The sequence below is a fragment of the Dactylosporangium sp. CA-233914 genome, assembly GCF_050942935.1.
In the GTDB taxonomy this organism is placed as follows: Bacteria; Actinomycetota; Actinomycetes; order Mycobacteriales; family Micromonosporaceae; genus Dactylosporangium.
In genome coordinates this window covers 11,622,127-11,638,686 of sequence record NZ_CP192030.1, presented here as the reverse complement: position 1 = coordinate 11,638,686, position 16,560 = coordinate 11,622,127, and the positions used below count along the sequence as shown (strand labels likewise).

Annotated in this window: 18 protein-coding genes and 1 pseudogene; 12 read left to right on the top strand and 7 right to left on the bottom strand. The window is 68.2% G+C overall.

Annotated elements, in window-relative coordinates:
- Positions 1-81: 81 nt before the first annotated feature.
- Entirely contained in the window at positions 82-525 is a 444-nt protein-coding gene (locus ACQPY0_RS51830; RefSeq protein ID WP_432978959.1) for a group II truncated hemoglobin, read from the top strand.
- A 441-nt stretch (positions 526-966) separates the two neighbouring features.
- Complete coding sequence (locus ACQPY0_RS51825) at positions 967-1,278, top strand: RHS repeat-associated core domain-containing protein (RefSeq protein ID WP_432978956.1); 312 nt, start codon at positions 967-969, stop codon at positions 1,276-1,278.
- A 139-nt stretch (positions 1,279-1,417) separates the two neighbouring features.
- Here ACQPY0_RS51825 and ACQPY0_RS51820 read toward each other — a convergent pair whose 3' ends face one another.
- Positions 1,418-2,644, bottom strand: a complete 1,227-nt coding sequence (locus tag ACQPY0_RS51820; RefSeq protein ID WP_432978953.1) for a PQQ-dependent sugar dehydrogenase — start codon at positions 2,642-2,644, stop codon at positions 1,418-1,420.
- A 342-nt stretch (positions 2,645-2,986) separates the two neighbouring features.
- Here ACQPY0_RS51820 and ACQPY0_RS51815 point away from each other — a divergent pair, with 342 nt between their 5' ends.
- Positions 2,987-3,964, top strand: a complete 978-nt coding sequence (locus ACQPY0_RS51815; protein WP_432978950.1) for a hypothetical protein — start codon at positions 2,987-2,989, stop codon at positions 3,962-3,964.
- A 588-nt stretch (positions 3,965-4,552) separates the two neighbouring features.
- On the opposite strand, the gene ACQPY0_RS51810 is transcribed toward ACQPY0_RS51815, so the two are convergent.
- Together ACQPY0_RS51810 and ACQPY0_RS51805 are read right to left on the bottom strand one after the other, a co-directional pair.
- The gene (locus tag ACQPY0_RS51810) at positions 4,553-5,197 is read right to left on the bottom strand and encodes a nucleotidyl transferase AbiEii/AbiGii toxin family protein (protein ID WP_432978947.1); all 645 of its coding nucleotides are present in this window, start codon (positions 5,195-5,197) and stop codon (positions 4,553-4,555) included.
- A gap of 1 nt (position 5,198) precedes the next feature.
- Positions 5,199-5,771 (bottom strand): hypothetical protein, encoded by a 573-nt coding sequence (locus ACQPY0_RS51805; RefSeq protein ID WP_432978944.1) that lies wholly within the window; start codon positions 5,769-5,771, stop codon positions 5,199-5,201.
- Between the two features lie 115 nt (positions 5,772-5,886).
- Here ACQPY0_RS51805 and tnpC point away from each other — a divergent pair, with 115 nt between their 5' ends.
- Positions 5,887-7,335 (top strand): IS66 family transposase, encoded by a 1,449-nt coding sequence (gene tnpC / locus ACQPY0_RS51800; protein WP_432978941.1) that lies wholly within the window; start codon positions 5,887-5,889, stop codon positions 7,333-7,335.
- A gap of 46 nt (positions 7,336-7,381) precedes the next feature.
- On the opposite strand, the gene ACQPY0_RS51795 is transcribed toward tnpC, so the two are convergent.
- Both ACQPY0_RS51795 and ACQPY0_RS51790 read right to left on the bottom strand, forming a co-directional pair.
- Complete coding sequence (locus tag ACQPY0_RS51795; protein ID WP_432995765.1) at positions 7,382-7,582, bottom strand: hypothetical protein; 201 nt, start codon at positions 7,580-7,582, stop codon at positions 7,382-7,384.
- A gap of 568 nt (positions 7,583-8,150) precedes the next feature.
- Positions 8,151-8,417 carry a hypothetical protein gene (locus ACQPY0_RS51790; protein ID WP_432978938.1) on the bottom strand — a complete coding sequence of 89 codons (267 nt, stop codon included), beginning with the start codon at positions 8,415-8,417 and terminating at the stop codon, positions 8,151-8,153.
- 243 nt (positions 8,418-8,660) lie between these two features.
- Here ACQPY0_RS51790 and ACQPY0_RS51785 point away from each other — a divergent pair, with 243 nt between their 5' ends.
- The 5 genes and pseudogenes from ACQPY0_RS51785 to ACQPY0_RS51765 all read left to right on the top strand — a co-directional run bounded on the left by ACQPY0_RS51785 (position 8,661) and on the right by ACQPY0_RS51765 (position 12,499).
- Positions 8,661-9,179 carry a hypothetical protein gene (locus tag ACQPY0_RS51785; RefSeq protein WP_432978935.1) on the top strand — a complete coding sequence of 173 codons (519 nt, stop codon included), beginning with the start codon at positions 8,661-8,663 and terminating at the stop codon, positions 9,177-9,179.
- A gap of 530 nt (positions 9,180-9,709) precedes the next feature.
- The gene (locus tag ACQPY0_RS51780; protein WP_432978932.1) at positions 9,710-10,156 is read left to right on the top strand and encodes a hypothetical protein; all 447 of its coding nucleotides are present in this window, start codon (positions 9,710-9,712) and stop codon (positions 10,154-10,156) included.
- Between the two features lie 96 nt (positions 10,157-10,252).
- Positions 10,253-10,673: pseudogene (locus ACQPY0_RS51775) on the top strand (glycoside hydrolase family 6 protein); the annotation flags it as partial.
- A gap of 82 nt (positions 10,674-10,755) precedes the next feature.
- On the top strand, positions 10,756-11,475 hold the full coding sequence (locus ACQPY0_RS51770; protein WP_432978930.1) for a hypothetical protein: 720 nt from the start codon (positions 10,756-10,758) through the stop codon (positions 11,473-11,475).
- 256 nt (positions 11,476-11,731) lie between these two features.
- Positions 11,732-12,499 (top strand): competence protein CoiA family protein, encoded by a 768-nt coding sequence (locus ACQPY0_RS51765; RefSeq protein ID WP_432978927.1) that lies wholly within the window; start codon positions 11,732-11,734, stop codon positions 12,497-12,499.
- A gap of 68 nt (positions 12,500-12,567) precedes the next feature.
- Here ACQPY0_RS51765 and ACQPY0_RS51760 read toward each other — a convergent pair whose 3' ends face one another.
- A complete protein-coding gene (locus ACQPY0_RS51760) occupies positions 12,568-12,816 on the bottom strand; it encodes a hypothetical protein (protein ID WP_432978924.1) in 249 nt (82 codons plus the stop codon).
- A gap of 541 nt (positions 12,817-13,357) precedes the next feature.
- On the opposite strand from ACQPY0_RS51760, the gene ACQPY0_RS51755 reads away from it, so the two are divergent.
- The 3 genes from ACQPY0_RS51755 (at position 13,358) to ACQPY0_RS51745 (ending at position 15,296) form a co-directional block, all read left to right on the top strand.
- Positions 13,358-14,176 carry a sigma-70 family RNA polymerase sigma factor gene (locus tag ACQPY0_RS51755; protein WP_432978921.1) on the top strand — a complete coding sequence of 273 codons (819 nt, stop codon included), beginning with the start codon at positions 13,358-13,360 and terminating at the stop codon, positions 14,174-14,176.
- Between the two features lie 309 nt (positions 14,177-14,485).
- On the top strand, positions 14,486-14,782 hold the full coding sequence (locus tag ACQPY0_RS51750) for a hypothetical protein (RefSeq protein WP_432978918.1): 297 nt from the start codon (positions 14,486-14,488) through the stop codon (positions 14,780-14,782).
- Positions 14,783-15,089: 307 nt separating this feature from the next.
- Entirely contained in the window at positions 15,090-15,296 is a 207-nt protein-coding gene (locus tag ACQPY0_RS51745) for a hypothetical protein (protein ID WP_432978915.1), read from the top strand.
- Positions 15,297-15,728: 432 nt separating this feature from the next.
- Here the strand turns inward: ACQPY0_RS51745 and ACQPY0_RS51740 are convergent, their stop codons facing one another.
- A complete protein-coding gene (locus ACQPY0_RS51740) occupies positions 15,729-16,160 on the bottom strand; it encodes a nucleoside 2-deoxyribosyltransferase domain-containing protein (RefSeq protein ID WP_432978913.1) in 432 nt (143 codons plus the stop codon).
- Positions 16,161-16,560: the final 400 nt, after the last annotated feature.

Sequence of the window (16,560 nt, the reverse complement as noted above, 5' to 3'; positions counted from 1 at the left end):
GCTCGAAGCCTGAGCAGGCCACGTTCGCCATCGACGGGGGCCTTTGAGCGGGCTTCAGGCGAGTGGTGTAATGATGGGCTCATGGAGACGCTCTATGAGCACGCGGGTGGCGAGCAGGGGCTGCACCGCTTCGTCGATATCTTCTACGCCAGCGTGCTGGCCGACCCGCTCCTTCAGCCGCTTTTCGGGGCCGGGAAGCCCGAACACGTCGCGCACCTCACCGCCTTCGACGCGGAGTCGTTCGGCGGGCCGGATACGTTCTCGCGCACGATGGGCTTCAGCGCCCTCATTGACGCCCACCGTGGCTTGAAGATCACCGAGCCCCAGCGGCAGCGCTTTGTTGAGCTGTACATGCAGGCTGCGGACGCTGCCGGCCTGCCCGCCGACGCGCCGTTCCGGCAGGCGCTGCGCGAGCACGTCGAGTTCGGTTCGCGGGTCGCGATGCAGAACTCCCATGCCACGAACGACGCCGAACTGCATCCGCTCCGCGAGGTACCACAGTGGACGTGGCCCGACCAGGTCTGAACTCAGTGGCCCGACCCTGGGGCGGGGCCTGTGGCGTAGGGCGGCTGGCCTGCCACCGAAGCCGTACAACCCGCGACGATCATCGGCGAGCTGAGCATCCGCAGGGTGGACTTCCGGCCGCCCCGGGCCCTCCACGACCGCGCACGGCCCCGCAGCCACTGCTCGAAGCCGTCCAGCATGACCTGATCGAACTGCTCCTGCGGCCGGTAGCCGCCGCTGATCGCCCGGGCCAGGTTGGGGTACTGATCGAGCGATCGACGGCAGCGACCGGACGCTGTACCTGGGCGACACCCAGGTGCACTACAACGCCGCCACCGGAACCCGCTACTACGTTCACGGCGAGGAGACCATCGCCGTCCGTAGCGCTGGCGGCCTGAGTTGGATCGTCGGCGACCAGCACGAGACTGCCCAGCTCATGGCGGACGCGGTCACTCTCTGGCCGTGGCGAGGAAGCGCACAACGCCCTACGGCGAGGACCGTGGCGTCACCGGCCCCAGCTGGCCTGCCGTGCTTGACCGCGGGTTCGCCGGCGGCGTCGCTGACCCCACCGGCCTCACTCATCTGGGCGTACGCGAGTACGACCCCACGATCGGCCGGTTTGTGTCCGCGGACATGCTGCCCCGGCTCGCCGAGCTGCGGAATCGCATTGAACTAGTGGCGCTACTTCGTTGTTCTCGACGGCGGGCCTTTCGCCGGTCCAGGAATGCAAGCGGTCTGGCGGGCCTGAATCAACTGCCGCTGGGGTCCTATTGAGGTGTCGCTCGTGGCCACGGCCGGCCGCGGTGCGGCGACCCGTCCGCGGCGCGCCACGCCGTGGCTGCCGCGTCCGTGGCGGTGCGTGGGCGGCAGAACGACCCGGATTCACCGTACCTTCGTCAGGAAGGCCGTCGCCTCACCGGTTGTCCAGGGTCAGGCGCAGGATGCGGTCGTCGCTGGGCTCGGGGCCGCCGGGTCTGCGCCCGTCCCGGTTCGACGTGGTCATCCAGATGCTGCCGTCGGGGGCGGCGAGCGCCGTGCGCAGCCGGCCGTAGCGTTCGAACAGCGCCTCCCGCGGGCGCCCGGCCACGCCGGCCTCCGGCCGCCATCGCACGCTCGCGGTCGGATCCGGCGGGGCGGTGGGCGACGGGCTCTCGCGGTCGACGCCGGCGGGCGGGGCGCTCGGGGGTTTGCCCAGCGGTACCAGATAGATGCGTTGGCCCCGCAGACACGTCACGATCGCGGTGCTACCCACCACCGCCACGCCGGAGCTGACGCCGACCTCCGGGTGCCACGCCACGATCGGGTCGACGTACTTCGGGTTGTCGCCGATCCCCTCGATCCGCGGCCAGCCGTAGTTGGCGCCCGGGCGGATGATGTTCAGCTCGTCCCAGACCGCCTGGCCGATCTCGGACTCGTACATGGTGCCGTCCGCGGCCCAGGTCATCCCCTCCGGGTTGCGGTGCCCGTAGGACCACACGAGGGAGCTCGGGAACGGGTTGCCGGGCGGGGGCTTGCCGTCGGTGGTCATCCGCAGGATCTTGCCGCCGAGGTTGTTCAGGTCCTGCGCCGCGTCGGTGTGCGAGGCCTCGCCGGTGCTGGCGTAGAGGTAGCCGTCGGGGCCGAACGCGAGCCGGCCGCCGTCGTGGATGCCGCTCTTCGGGATGCCGGTGACGATCGGCCGCGGCTTCGAGCGCCCGTCGAGGCGCAGGCGGGCGACCCGGTTGTCGTCCCGCGTGGTGTAGTAGATGTACACAGTGTGGTCCGTCTTGTACGACGGGGACACCGCGATGCCCAGCAGCCCGCCCTCGTTGTCGGAGACGGCCTGCACGATGCGGGCGACCGTCGTGACCTGCCCCTTCGGCGTGACCCGCTTGATGAGCTGCGTGGCCCGCTCGGTGACGAGCACGTTGCCGTCGGGCAGGAACGACAGCCCCCACGGCACGTCGAGGTGCTTGGCGACCGTGGAGACCGAAACCAGGCCGTCCGCGGCGGCGGACGGGTCGGCGGCGCCGTGGTGGAAGTCGGTGGGGTCGATGGGGTCGACGTGCGGCAGCTGGCGCCCAGAGGCCCCGGCCAGTGCCGAGGAGCATCCGGCAAGCAGCCCGGCGGCCAGCAGCACCGCAATTCTCGAGCGACGCACCAAGCCAACGTGCCCGCGCCGCGGATGACACACCCTCACCCGCCTGTGGGAGTCCAAACCCTCACATGGGCATTGAGCGGTCCGCCTACCCCCTCCAGGGGTAACTGGGTGCAGTCGCTCACCGCGTGGCATCGCTCGTCAGCCCCGCTGATCGGCATGGGTTCTGCTGCCAGGTGGATCACAAGCGTCGTGGGTGCGGCGCGGTGGGCCGCAGCCGCGGCCGTCACCTCGGCATCATGCGCTTATACCTTCCCGAGCGGGGCAGGTCGCACATCAAACCGGTGAGCGGCCGAGCCCAGCACGGGCCCGGCCACAAAGGTGAGTCTCTCGTGAAGGTAGGCCTTGGCCGTGCGGGTTTTGTGGGATGCGCTGGCAGCCAGCATTGATCGTTTGACGTTGGCCGGGTGGATTCAGATCATCTCAGCCATAGGTGCGGTCGCCGCGGCGATTGCCGGCGCCTCGGCCGCTCGCTCGGGGCGCGGTGCGGCCCGAACCGCTGCCAAGCAGTTGCCGGAGTTGCAGAAACAGGTCGAGATCAACGCGGCTCAGGCGAAAGCCGCCGACGAGCAGGTCGTCCTCGCTCAAGAAATGCTGAAAGCCGCCACGGCGGCGGTCCGGGAAGCGGCACGCGCCAGGACCGACGAGCGGGCTCCCCTCGTCGTTGCGCTGCTTGAGGCGCCGCAATGGCCCCCACTGATCGATGCGACGCGTGACCGGATGCCCTACGGGAACGAATTGCGACTGCTTGACCATCGTTCTGTGGCGCAGGCCGAAGCGGCCTCGCCGGAGCGGCTCTTCGCACGAAATGGAGAGCGTAACGGGCTCATGTGGTTTCAGACCCGGGGTGTACTGATCAACGAAGGCGCGACCACCGCACGGGTACGGCTCGATGACGAGGCCCAGTTCGTGGAGGCGACCACCGCGAGGAGAGAGCGCCTCTTGCGACCGGGAGAGGTAGCCCGGTTCGAATGGGGCGCGGGTCACACGATTGCGGAGTGGGCGGACGCCCGCGAGAAACCTGACCCGCCCAACCCGCTTGGCGCCTGCTTCTTGACGATCACCGTATTCGACTCGTTCGAACAGGGCATCTTCGACCACATTCACGTCGTCATGAGCGGCCGGCCGATCGTCTCGGTGGACGACTCTTTCGACGAAGTGAGGCTCGCTTCCCGGGAGCCCGAGGCGGAAATGGGAGTCACGGTCTTCCCCACCCGGCGCACGTACCGCTCCGACGGTCCGCGAAGGGACCCTCTCCCGTGGGACGGCACATACGCGGCATGGTGGAAGGAACGGGGACGGCGCGCCACGAAGCCTGCGTAGGACGCGTTCCCGCGCGGCTGTCTCGTTGTCTCGGCTGCCCGACGACCGGTAGCCGTGGACGCTGAGGCTTTGCCGCGTCGATTGCGGGCAGCGCCCAGTGGGCGGGGCGGCGGGTCGTCTGGACCACGCCCCTGGGCCACCGGGAATGAGCTGGTGACAGACGCCGGCTGGCGTAACCCCCGGTGAGCCCCGCCGGGCTGGCCCCGAGACGGCGGCCAAGGTGGTGCATCCACTGTGGAGTTTCAAAGCTGGCTCGAAGTCCATTCATACGCCGATCCGGCGGATCGCTATCGTCGTGCTGGCCTCTCGGATCTTCGTCGTGGCCGTCGCCGTTGCTGTCGGGTGGCCAAGACATCGACAAGGGTGTATGCCGAAGAGGCAATGCCCTCATGGGAGGAGTGCGCCGCGTAGGACCTAAACCCATAACCCGCAGATCAATTCTAGACCGCGATCTTGGGCGAGTCGTCCGTCCCTCTGGTCCGCCACTTTGTCCGACTCGTCGGCCTGCGGTGCCGGCGTTCATGCTGCTCAGTCCAGTCGGTGCTCGCTGGTCCCGGCACGGTGGAGCACCCGTGCCGCACCCGTGTCTCAGGCTGGCGGCTTCAGCAGTTCGGCTCGCCACGTCGCGAAGCGAGCCCGCAACGCGTCGAGTGTGGGGCCGTCCGTGCCATACTCGGTGAAGTCATCATCGTCGAGGAACTGCGCCTGTCCGAGTGCGTCGGCGAACAGCCGACGGTCGAAGCCGCTGTCCGCCCGTTCCGCGAGGCGAAGCAGGGTCTCGTGGTCGTAGCGGCCGGACTCGACGGCGGCGTCGATGTCGATGAAGTCGCGGGCGAAGGCGCGGCCGTACAGTGCGGCCATCTTGTTGGCGATGGCGTCGTCGGGGTGCAGGACTGGGCCGATCGCCATGACGACGGGCTCGTTGGCGCGCCAGTCGACGCCGAGCTCGACCTTCGAGACGTGCTGTCCGTCGGTCACGGTGAGGCGAGCGAAGGTGTCGTACTCGACGTTGACGCTCACCTCGAGCCCGTCCTCCTGGTACGCCCCGACGACTGCTTCCGTCGCGGTCTTGAAGTCGGCGCGCCGGTCCCAGGAGGTGAAGAGGTCCACGTCCTCGCTCGGCCGCTCCAGCAAGCCGGCGGCCTGCACCGCGTATCCGCCGGCAAGCGCGAACCCGAACCGGTCAGCGGCGGCCAGCCCGAGTCGCGCAAGCCGTTCGTGGAACGGGTCCATCTCAGGCCGCCGCGTTCCGGGCTTCGGCGAGTTCGGGGAAGCGGCCCTCCCAGCGGCGGCGAACCTGGGGCGGTAGCCAGAGCTGGGGCCAGAGTCGGAGCAGCGTGGTTCCGTCGAGCAAGTTGCGCAGGTCGTCCACCGTGGACGCTTCGCTGAGGACGGTGCGGTACATCGACGCGAGTCGCGAGGGCTTGTCGAGGACGTACTCGGCGTTACCGGACCAGTCGAGATGGTGCGGCAGGGTAACGGTGCCTTCGGTGGGCCCCTGCAACTCGTCAAGGCTGTCCGCGACGAGGTACTGCTTTCGGTCGCCGTACGGCACGTAGTCGGCCGGGGGCCTGACCGCGGTGTCGACCATCTTGCGCCGGCTGGTGTTGACCGCTCGTCGGGCCTCGGGGTTCAGCGCCTGTCGGATAGTCTCGCGGCTGTACCCGGTCACGCGCTGAAGGTCGACAGCTCGCCAACCGGCGGCGTGGAAGGTGCGCAGCGCGGCGTCGCGCTTTGCGAGAGCGGCCTTCTTGGTCGCCTCGTACTCTGCGACCACTGCGCGCACCTGGTCCTCGGAACCGGCCATATCAAGCAGCCTACCGTGCTAGGCCAAGTGCGCTAGGCGTTGCGCTGCGGTGACTGATCAGGTGTTGGTCGGCGGGTTGACTTGACCTGCGTGGTTTGTGCTGGATCATGATCGGGTGTCCGGATCGCCGTCCATCGTGGAGCTGCTTGAGCGGCTTGCCCGGTTGGAGGCTCGGATCGGTGCGCTTGAGCGTGAGAACGGCGGGCTGCGGCAAGAGAACGCGGTGTTGCGGGCGGAGAACGCAGATCTGCGGGCCCGGCTCGGGCAGGACTCGTCGAACTCGTCGAAGCCGCCGTCGTCGGACGGCCTGGGGAAGCCGGTGCCGAGGTCGTTGCGGCAGCGGTCGGGTCGCCGCCCGGGCGGGCAGCCCGGCCATGAGGGCCGCACGCTGTGGCAGGTCACCGACCCGCACGAGCGCATCACGCATGAACCGGCCGGCTGCGGCCGGTGCGGTGATGACCTGAGTGGTGCCCCGCTGGCCGCGACGGTGGTGCGGCAGGTGTTCGAGCTGCCCGATATCGGGGTGCGGGTGAGCGAGCATCGGATTGTCTCGCGCCGGTGCGGGTGCGGGCAGGTCACCGCGGGCCGGGCGCCGGACGGGGTCGATGCCCCGGTGCAGTACGGGCCCCGGGCCCAGGCTGCCGCAGTGTATTTGCAGCAGGCGTTGTTCGGGGCGCAGGCGCGGACCGCGCAGGCGATGGCGGATCTGTTCGGGGTGGCGATGTCGGCCGGCGCGGTCGCTGCCGCGCACGCTCGTGCCAGCGACGTCCTGGCTGATTCGGAGTTTGTCGATCAGGTCCGTGACGCGCTCAGCAGCGCGAGCGTGGTCCATGTCGACGAGTCCGGGTTGCGGGTCGCGGGGCGGCTGCACTGGGTGCACGTGGCTACCACCGGCAGATACACCCTGGTATGGGTCCATCCGAAGCGTGGCCGGGCCGGGATCGACGCCGGGCAGATCATGGGTTGCATGACCGGGATCGCCGTGCACGACGCGTGGGCCCCGTACGACACCTACACCCCGGGTGGACACCAGTTGTGCTGTGCGCATCTGTTGCGCGAGCTTGCCGCCGCCGGCGAACTGGCACCCGAGGCGGTGTGGCCCGGACAAGCGACAGACGCGCTGCTGGCACTCAAGACCGCCGCTGACACCGCCCGCGCTGCGGGCCGGACCGGGATCGACGCGGAGCTCCTCGCGGAGCAGACCGGCTTGTTCCGCCAGGCCGCCCTGGTCGCGGTCAAGGACCACCAGCACGAGACCTGCAAGACCGGCCGGAAACTGACTGCCCTGGCCCGGCGGATGCGCGACCGGATCGACGACTACCTGCGCTTCGCGACCGATCTGCGGTCCCCGTTCGACAACAACACCGCCGAGCGGCAGATCCGCATGGTCAAAATCCGGCAGAAAGTATCCGGCTGCTTACGCACCCTCGACGGAGCCCAGCAATTCACGCTGATCCGCTCCTACCTCGCCACCGCCGCCGCGCACGGCCGCAACATCATCAACGCCCTCACCGAACTCGCCACCGGCCATCCCTGGCTACCCACCGCCGCAGCCACCACCTGATCAGTCACGCGCTGCGTAGGCGGCAAAGTGTTGTTGGCTGCTTTACTCAGATCCCGTTCCTTCCAGCCGGGGGAAGCTTCGGCAGGCTGATCAGCACATCCAGGTCAAGGTTGCTCCTTGAGGAGCGCTTTGAGATGGCGGCCTCGATGATTTCAATACGGCCGTTGCACGCAGCGAAGTCGGGGCTCGCCTTGCCGAACCACGAGGTGGTGACGAGAACGCCTTTAGCGGCGGCCTTGTCGTCCATCACGCCGGCCAGTGCGTGGACTGCCTCCAAGTACGATCTTGGCGTAGCTCTTCGCCTGGGTGATGCAGAGTCCGCCGACGATGGATATTCGTTGATTTCGGGTGTGCACACCGGGTGCTGCGATTGTGGAGCAAAGCGATAGCCGCCTATATTGACATCTCGGGAGGTCGTCTGCCGGAGCTGTCACGCATCATGTGACGCTGATTCGTAACGGATCAAATGGAGTCCGACAGCTGGCGTGCCTGCCTGACTCCGGTTGATGGTTGAGACCGCGGCCTCGGTTGATGTTGGCACGATCGTGGGGTTGCATGACTCGCGGCACGACGTTGTGGTCGCGTCTTGCACCAGCTGAGTGTCAGTGGTCGTTGCTGGGGCTCCTGATTCCGCGTCGGGCGAACGATTGGGCAACCTGATCGAAGATTGAGACAGCAAGCTGTGGTTGGTCGGCTGCTTCGGCGACCGCAAGTCCAACCTGGTCGTCGTATCCCACCAGTCGCGTGTGGCGTTCGACGATAAGGCCGAGTTGGTAGATTAGTCCGACAACCGCCGCGGCGTCAGCGCCCTGATATCAGTAGGGCGCGGTAATCGCTGCCTCATCGCCATACAGGCTTAGTTGGATGCCGGTCGGTTCATGGTCCAGTTCAAAAAATTTCGCATTCTGGTGCAACTCCACGTCGCCCAGGAGTTGCTGCGCTTCGGCCGCGATGTGTGCCCACGCTTCCGCGTCCGGTGATCCGGTATCCGTGTTTTCCTCAACCCGCTCCTCCAAGGCTTCAAGCGCCTGGTCCCAGGACTGGTCGTCGTTCTTACGCAAAAACGCGAGGTCGTAGCTCATGTGAGCGCACAGTACCCATCCCGCAAGGTTCTGCATCGTCCGGGTCGTCCCGCCGACACCAGCGGCGGCTGATGCACAACTCTCGGCATGCTCGCCTGTACGCCCACCCCGTCGCGATCATGTCAAGTCTCAACCCCGGTACGCATGCGAAGCAGATCGACCGGTTTACTGCGCGGCACACACACCCGTAGATCGAGGGCAGCCGCTTGGTGGCCTGCGAGAGGTAGGACTGGAGGTAGGGCGATGAACACCTACGTGTTTTCGGTCGTGCTTGACCGGCGGCCTACCGACGATGAGATGGATCGTCTCTACGATAGTGGCGCCGACGATGGGGCGTTTGCATTCGAGCGCGGCGTCTCTATCGTAGAGTTTGACCGTGAAGCGCAATCGTTGGCTGACGCAATCGCAACAGCAGTGCGCGCACTGGAGGCGGCCGGATTGACGCCGGTTCGAGTGTTGGACGAAGACTTGATGACGCTCGCGGATATCGCAGATCGGATCAAGCAGAGCCGTGAGTCGGTGCGCAGGTACGTGACCGGCGATCGTGGGCCTGGCGGGTTCCCGCCTCCCGTCAATCCCGCACGGGATGGCACGCTTTTCTACCGCTGGAGCGAGGTTGCTCCTTGGGTTCGTGAGGCTCTGGGCATAGACGTGGCCGACGTCGATCCAGCGCTAGTAGTCGCGAATCTGGTCCTTCAGGCTCGCCAGCTCCGAACGCGCGTCGAAGGCGTGGACGCACTCACGAACCTGTTCGCTGCCTGACACGTACGTGTCAGGTCGCGGACGCCGCGCGGGGTTTCGCTCTTCTGTTGTTGGCGGGTGTTTCACCCCGTGCGGTGACTCTGCAAATCGCGATGCACCACGAACACCTGCGGTTGTGTCCTGCCCGGGGGCCGACCGGATGGTGCCTCGATGAGGCGGGCAGGTTTTCGGGGGGTGTGGGTGGGCGGAGCCCCCCACTGGGGAGCGAGCGAAGCGAGCGCGAAGAATACGGGATTCACAACGGCAAGCGGCCCCCGCCGAGAAGCAGGGGCCGCCGATTGAATCCCGTACGCCGCGCAGGACTTGAACCTACAACCCGCAGATTAAGAGCGCGATCCCGGTGGTGAGGCCCGGTTGCGTTTGGTGTCGGCTGATACCGGTCTGTGTCGATTTAGGTGGCACCAAAGCCGTCGACGCTGTCAGCGCGTCGCGCGCAGTGCCGGTCGGTACGGAAGCCGTCGATCACGCATCGATCACACGTTTCGGCCCGCAACGTTCCGGGCTCGACTCGGACCGCCACGACGTCCGCGATGGCTCAGCACGCCAGCGACGCGCCGGAACACGGGCAGCGCAGTCGCCACGCCGACTACTGGCGCGGCGAGGTCAACACCTGGTACACGGCGATCGTCGCCTCGGTGCGGGCGAGCGTGCCGGACGCGGCGGACGTCGAGCCGTTTCGCCCGGTCCGGCCGCTGAGCACCGGGCAGGTCGAGGTCCACGCCCGCGACCACACCGCCCGTCCGATCGTCCTGCGCCTCACCGGCCCCGAGGCCCTCGCCCGTCTGGCACGCGCCGGCGAACAACTCTCCGACGAGATCATGGACGGCGTCGCCGAGCCGTTCGGCGACGACCGGTGCGACGTGCAGCCCGGGCGGGGTCGTCGGAGCTCCTCATCGCCGACGGCGGTTGGCGACGATGGTCGCACGACGCGACGACGAGCAGGGCGCACCGGCCGCCACGGCAATAGCCCATCGTGAGCCATGGACGCCATCCGGCGCCTCGGATGGCCAGCCTGGTTCCGCCTCCGCGCAGCACGTCCCGCTCGGCCGTTCGGACCCACTCGTGGTGCTTGAGCGTCGATCGGCATGCTGATCGACACGTTCCGCAACGGCTGGGCGGCTCGGCCCGTCCGACCGCGGAGAGCACGTCGACCGACATCAACACCGACGTCGACCAGGCCCGCATCGACCGTCGTTCCACGCCGGCAACTGGTGCAACCAGAACTGCGCCGGCCTCGGCGAGCGTCCGCGGGCGACCCCGGCCGCCGGCATCGACGCCTATATCTGGATCAAGTCCCCGGGCGAGTCGGACGGTTCGAGGTCGCTCGTCCCGACCGGCCCGAACAACCCGGGCGGCAAGGGCTTCGACCGGATGCGCGACCCGACCTACAGGAGCAACGGCCTCTGGGGCGCCCTGCCCGACGCCCCGGCCTCCGGTGCGTGGTTCTCGGCCCAGTTCCAGCAGCTGATGACGAACGCCTACCCGGCTCGGTAACCAACCGCGACGAACGAACCGCAACAAAAAGAGAGGATCCCTTCCGGGGCCCTTTCCTCTTTTCTGTGATCAACTACCCGGCATGCACGCACTGTTCCGCCTCACCGGCAAGCCCGTCGTGGACCTGCTGCTGGTGTTCTTCTGGTGGCCGATCGCGTTGATGATTTGGGCCGTCGGCGCCCTGATCATGCTCCTCGAGCCGGCCATCGAGCGGCAGCGTGCGACGTACCACCGGCCCATCGTGCCGCCAGACGTGCGGCGCATGCCGGCCGGCGAGGCGCACCGCCGGGCCGCGATGGACATCGCCACGGGACGGATGTTCGCCGCCGAGGGCGTGATCATGCCGGACCGCCTGGACTCACTCGCCGATCTACGCACGGCCGTCGACCGCGCACAGACCCTGGGCGAGCTCGCCCACCTCGTCGGCGTCCCCGTCGAGGCCCTGGGCCCCCTGCCAAAGCCCGCCCGCAGCCGCCACCACACCGTGCTCATCGTCGCCGGGGTCACCCTGGCCTTCTCCTGCGTCGCCTGCTGTGGGGTCGCGTTGGTCACGGCGCCGCCGCAGCCGAAGTCCTGGACCGAGTGGTGCGGGCAGTACCACAACGCGGACGGCTCGCTGAAGGTCGGCCCGTCGGACATCGGGCAGGCGGTGCACGCGGCCGAGCGGCTGCCCGTGCCGGCCGATCCGACGGCCGCCTACGAGCTCAACGCCGCCATCACGGCGGCCGCCGTGCCCAACTCGGGCTCCCAGCGGCTCGCCGCGGCGCACCTGACCAACGTCGCCGCGACGACGTGCACCTGAGGCGGCCGCGATCAGCGGGGCGGCCCGCCGGAGTGGGGTCGCGCAGTCCCTGGTCGAGGCGGCGCGGGAACCCGCAGCAGGCGCAGAGATGAGCTGTCGCAGGAAATGCCGGATTCTTGCGACGACCGCGCGGGGGCCAGGCCAGCGGTGAAGGGCCCGTCTATGGCCTCTTGCGTGGCTGTCGGTAGATCTTTCGTCGGGATATCCATCGTTCCCGGTCGATGACCATGCGCTGCAGAGGTGCGACACTGCCTGCATGGCATTCGCGGCGATCCACCCCGAGGTCGGCCGCATCGACGCGACCCTGCAAGACCTCGGGTGCGGGCTGAGCTGGGCCGCGGTGTACAAGGTTCGGCCCCGCATCCCGCTGAGCTGCCCCGATTGCGGCTACGGCGTCCACACCAAGATCTCCACCCGCAAGCTGCACTACTTCGCCCACGACCCGGGCCGCCCGGCCGGCTGCGCCTGGCTCAACGAGTCCCTGGAACATCACCTACTCAAACTCGAACTGGCCACCGCGGTCCGCGCCGCCGACTGGCACGCCGAACTGGAGGTCCGCGCCCCGGACGGCACCTGGCGCGCCGACGTGCTCGCCTCCTCCCATGACGGCACTCGACGCATCGCCTGGGAGGCCCAGCTGTCGCCCATCACCAACGACGACATCCGGGAACGCACCGAGCGCTACCAGGACAACGGCATCGACGTGTGCTGGGTCAGCCCCGCCGACGGAGTGCCCTGGATCGGCACCGTGCCATCCATCCGGAAGAAGCAGGCGGCCCGGGTCGAATTCGACCCCGCCGGAGCCACCGCGGACTACGCGTACGGCATCGCGGTCTACCTGCGCCGCCCGCTCTACGGCATCCTGCGGCCCAGCCCAGCCTTCCTGCACCGGCTTCCACCGACCGTGCCCGTCTTCGTCCGCAACGCCCGCGAAGCACAACTCATCACCGCCCCCGGCAAGATCGACCCCGCCCGCGTCGTCCACTTCGACCTCCCCGACCACGAACAGATGTCACTGATCTAGCCCTCGGTGCGCCGCCGGGCTCGCCCGACCCCTCACTGTCAGGCCAAGCAGTCGTCAGCGTCTGGGCGTCATCGAGTGATCCGCAGCGGCGTACCAAAACGGATTGTGAACATCCCGGGATGCCCAGGTGTCGGTTCTGAGTGGATGTCGACGACCTCACGCAGGTCATCGGGCCAGAGCGTCGCGCCCAACGCCATCGTGGCGTCCGACCAGCACACGCCGTCGAGATCCTCGACCGCCAGCGCGGGTGCGGTCTGCAGATCCGCGCCACGAAAGTCGGACAGGACATCCCAGAGAGCATCCAGCAGCCGAGTCAAGTCTCTGGCCTGGTGCCGGCACCTGGCCAGTTCTCGTGAACCCGCCCCGGGGACCGGCTTGCCTGCCCACCGGTCGCGCAGTATGACCAACACTTCGGCGCACGACTCGATCAGTAGAGCCACCGCTTCTGCGTCGGTAGCACGCTTGCTTGGCGCGGCGCGGACAGAGGGTGGCTCAGAAGTGGATGGACGCATTCCAACCACGAGGCTTCCATTTACGTGGTCCAATGCTTGCCGAACCGAAAGGGCGTCATCGTCAATGTCGGCTGACGCAGTGAACGACCAAACCGTCGGGCCTTCTTTGGCGAGGTTGCTTGCGATGCGTGCGAATCGCTCGTGGTCGCCGGCGGCGTTTGCTGCTCGAGCGGCGGCGAGGAGTGCCTGCTCTTGCCGCGTTGGGTCGGTGATGGACCGGGCGAGGGTTTCGGCTCGGTCGTGGTCGCCTGCAGCGGCTGCTGCTCGCACGGCGGCGAGGAGCGCCTGCTCTTGCCGCGTTGGGTCGGTGATGGACCGGGCGAGGGTTTCGGCTCGGCACCGGCCCATGCTGTTCGGGCTGGCGTACCGACTGCTGGGCAGCGTGCACGACGCCGACGATGTTCTGCAGGATGCCTACCTGCGCTGGGCCGGCACCGACCGGACGGCCGTGGCACTGCCGCGCCGCTACCTGACCAGGGTGGTGGCGCGGCTGGCCGTCGATCAGCTACGGGCGCGGCGGGAGACCTACGTCGGCGAGTGGCTGCCGGAGCCGGTCGCCACCAACCCGTCCCCGTTCGGAGCGGTGGACACCTCGGACCTCTCGATCGCCGTGCTGCACCTCATGGAGCAGCTGACCCCGCCGCAGCGCGCCGTGTTCGTGCTGCGCAGCGCCTTCGACCTGCCGTACGACGAGATCGCCGGCATCATTGAGCGCACCGTCGAGGACTGCCGGCAGCTGCACCACCGGGCCGAGCGGGCGCTGCGCGACGGGCGGGCCCGGTTCGCGCCCACGCCGGCCGAGCACCGGCGACTGCTTGCCGACTTCGTCGCCGCCGCCCGCGAGGGTGACGTGACCCGGCTGCACGGCCTGCTACACGCGGACGTGGTCGGCTGGTCCGACGGCGGCGGCCGGGTCCGGACCGCCCGGCGGCCAGTCTGCTCGGCGTCGAAGGTGGCCCGGTTCTTCGCAGCGATCTACTCGCGCCAGTCAGCGCTGCGGGCCGTGCCGCTGGAGGTCAACGCCGCACCGGCCATGCTGATCGTGTATCCCCGGTCGCGGCACCTGCTGGTGCTCGACGTGGACGCCGACGCGATCCGGCGCATCTTCGTGCTGGCCAATCCCGACAAGCTCGGCGCCGTGCCCAGCGCGCTGGAGGTTTCCTGAGCGCCGGCGCCCGACCAAGCCTAGCGCCCGGCCGGAATGCCGGCCGCCTCGTGCCCCAAGCATCATGACGGTGCGGCGGTCGGCAGAGCAGCCGCGCTCATTTGCCGCAAAGCGGGCGGGCGGTCGTCCTTTGATGCACCGTCAGCTCCGCTACCGTCTTGCGCAGCGTTACTCGACAAGAAGAGAGAACGACCCGCTGTTGGTCAACCATGGCCGTCCACGGGAGCCACGGTCGTCTGCCATATTTATCCGGCGCCATGTCATGTCACGGGTTCGTTGTGTGGACTATCAGGGTCGAGCTCGGCGGGTGTGAAGGGCGACGACATCTCCGCGGCGGTCGAGTTGTTCCCGGAGCGCGATGTTGTCGTGGTGCAGCGCGGCGATGACGGTGGCTGCGGCATCGAGTTGCCGGCGGAGTCGGGTTGCGGTTTCGGTCTTGTCGGCGAGTTTCCGGCGGAGCGTTGCCACCTCCTCGGCGTGGCGAGCTTGGTCGGCGGTCAGGCCGCCGCGCTCGGCGACTCGATCGTCCCATTCGGCCATGATATGAACGGCTCGGTTCATCGTGGCGCGGCTGACCTTGGCTTCCTTCCAGAGGTTCTCTTTTGATCAGCCGGCCGTCGGTGTGCTGGGACTTGCCGGCCAGCAGTCGTTCCATCGCCTCCCACAGCTTTTCGGCTGTGTGGGCTGACACGGTCACGGCTGTGGCGTGTTGCCGTTCGGTCGTGCTGCTGTTGTCCGAGGTGACGGGCGTGGCTGCGGTGTCGGTCATTGCTCGGTCCTTCGGATCACGGCGCGGACATCGTCGAGCTGTTGCTGGAGTTGAGCACGCCGACCGGGTGCCGCCTTGGGGGTGTCCAGCAGCGTGAGCAGGCTCTGTTCCTCGGTCCTCCAGATCCGCAGGTGCTCCGGGGCGATGATGCTGTTGGCGCACCGGCCGGGCTGGCATCTGTCGATCAGCGGACCGGCGATGTCCCGCTGGGATGATCGCGTTCTCGATGCATCTGGCCCCGGCAGGGTCTGCGTCGTTCATCGCGCAGTGGTTGAGCTTGCCGAACCGCAGAGACAGGTGCGTCTTGCGGAGCAGGTCGTATTCGACCCTGACGTCGCCGTGCCCGGCTAGACCGTTGGCGCGCAGTTCTTCGGCGGCGTGCGCAACGGCGTCGAAGGACCTTGTGAGGTTGTCCGCGCTGGGGCCGTAGCCGATCGTGTCACCACGGCGGTGGGCGTCGTAGAGGTCCCGCAGCTTCTGGAAGCGGGATGCTTGCACCGCGGTATCGAAGTACGTGGCCCAGGCCGGTGCCTGGGCGCTGTAGCCCTGGGTGTGGCGGTTGGCCAGTGCCCGGGTCGCCATGTGCTTGAGCTGCATCCCGATGGCGATCTCCGACCCCGGGAACTGGCTGGTCAGCTCGGAGTCAGGGAACTGTCCGTTCAAGGACTGCCCGTCGGGGCACGCAGGACGACGGACACAGCTTCGTGAGAGGTTGGGCGACCTCCCCACTGCGCTGACCGCGCTGCACAAGAGCCTTGTCAAAGACCTCGATCATCCGGGCGCTCAGCCGCGCTGCCCGCACCGGCCGACAAATCCTGCGTGAGGGGTCTGGTGGATCAGGACGAGAGCGGCAGCGACCGTCTCCGCGAGTGTGTCGTGGACAGGTACGCCATAGCGGCGCGCGGTCCAGATCAGGTAGCGGTTGCGCTCGGGGTTCGGGCAGTCGCCCGGGCATCCGAGCACAACCCGTCCGGAGCGGACGTGCAGCCCGAACTCCACATTGGTGGCAAAGCCTGGCAGAGTCCGCACGTCGCGCGGGATCCAGAACAGGATTGCCGTCGCCGCATCGAGGCCGGTGGCCTCCCACTCGATCTGGTCGTGGTACTCAGCGGCCCGGTGCCCGCGCCGGGACTCCGGAGTGAGTATCGTCAGCGGGCCCGCGCCGGTCCAGGCAGCGTCGAGCACCGCGATGGCATCTGGACGCCACGAGGGCACCGTCTCGACGCGTGGGGTTGGCCCTGCTAGGAACACCGATGGCCCTGCCGGGAAGCGGTTGACTCGGCCGCGAGCTCCGCAGCGCGGGCCATAGCTCGGGCGGACACCTCCGGTGCCACTCCGACGTCGGCGACGTGTTCATGCGGAATGACCAGGACGTGGCCGGGGTCACCGGGCGCCGCGGGGAGATGGCGATGACGTCGTCCCAGCGGCGGACGACGGCGGCCGGGGCCTCGCCGCAGATGATCGCGCAGAAGATGCAGGTCTTCATCGCGTCTCACCACCCAAGGTCAACGCCCATGTCGACGAAACCTTGCCGCAAACGCAAGGCCCGCACGAGAATTCTCCCAGGTCGCTGCCAGCATGACCGGCCGAGTTATGGCACCCCGCGCACCCTAGA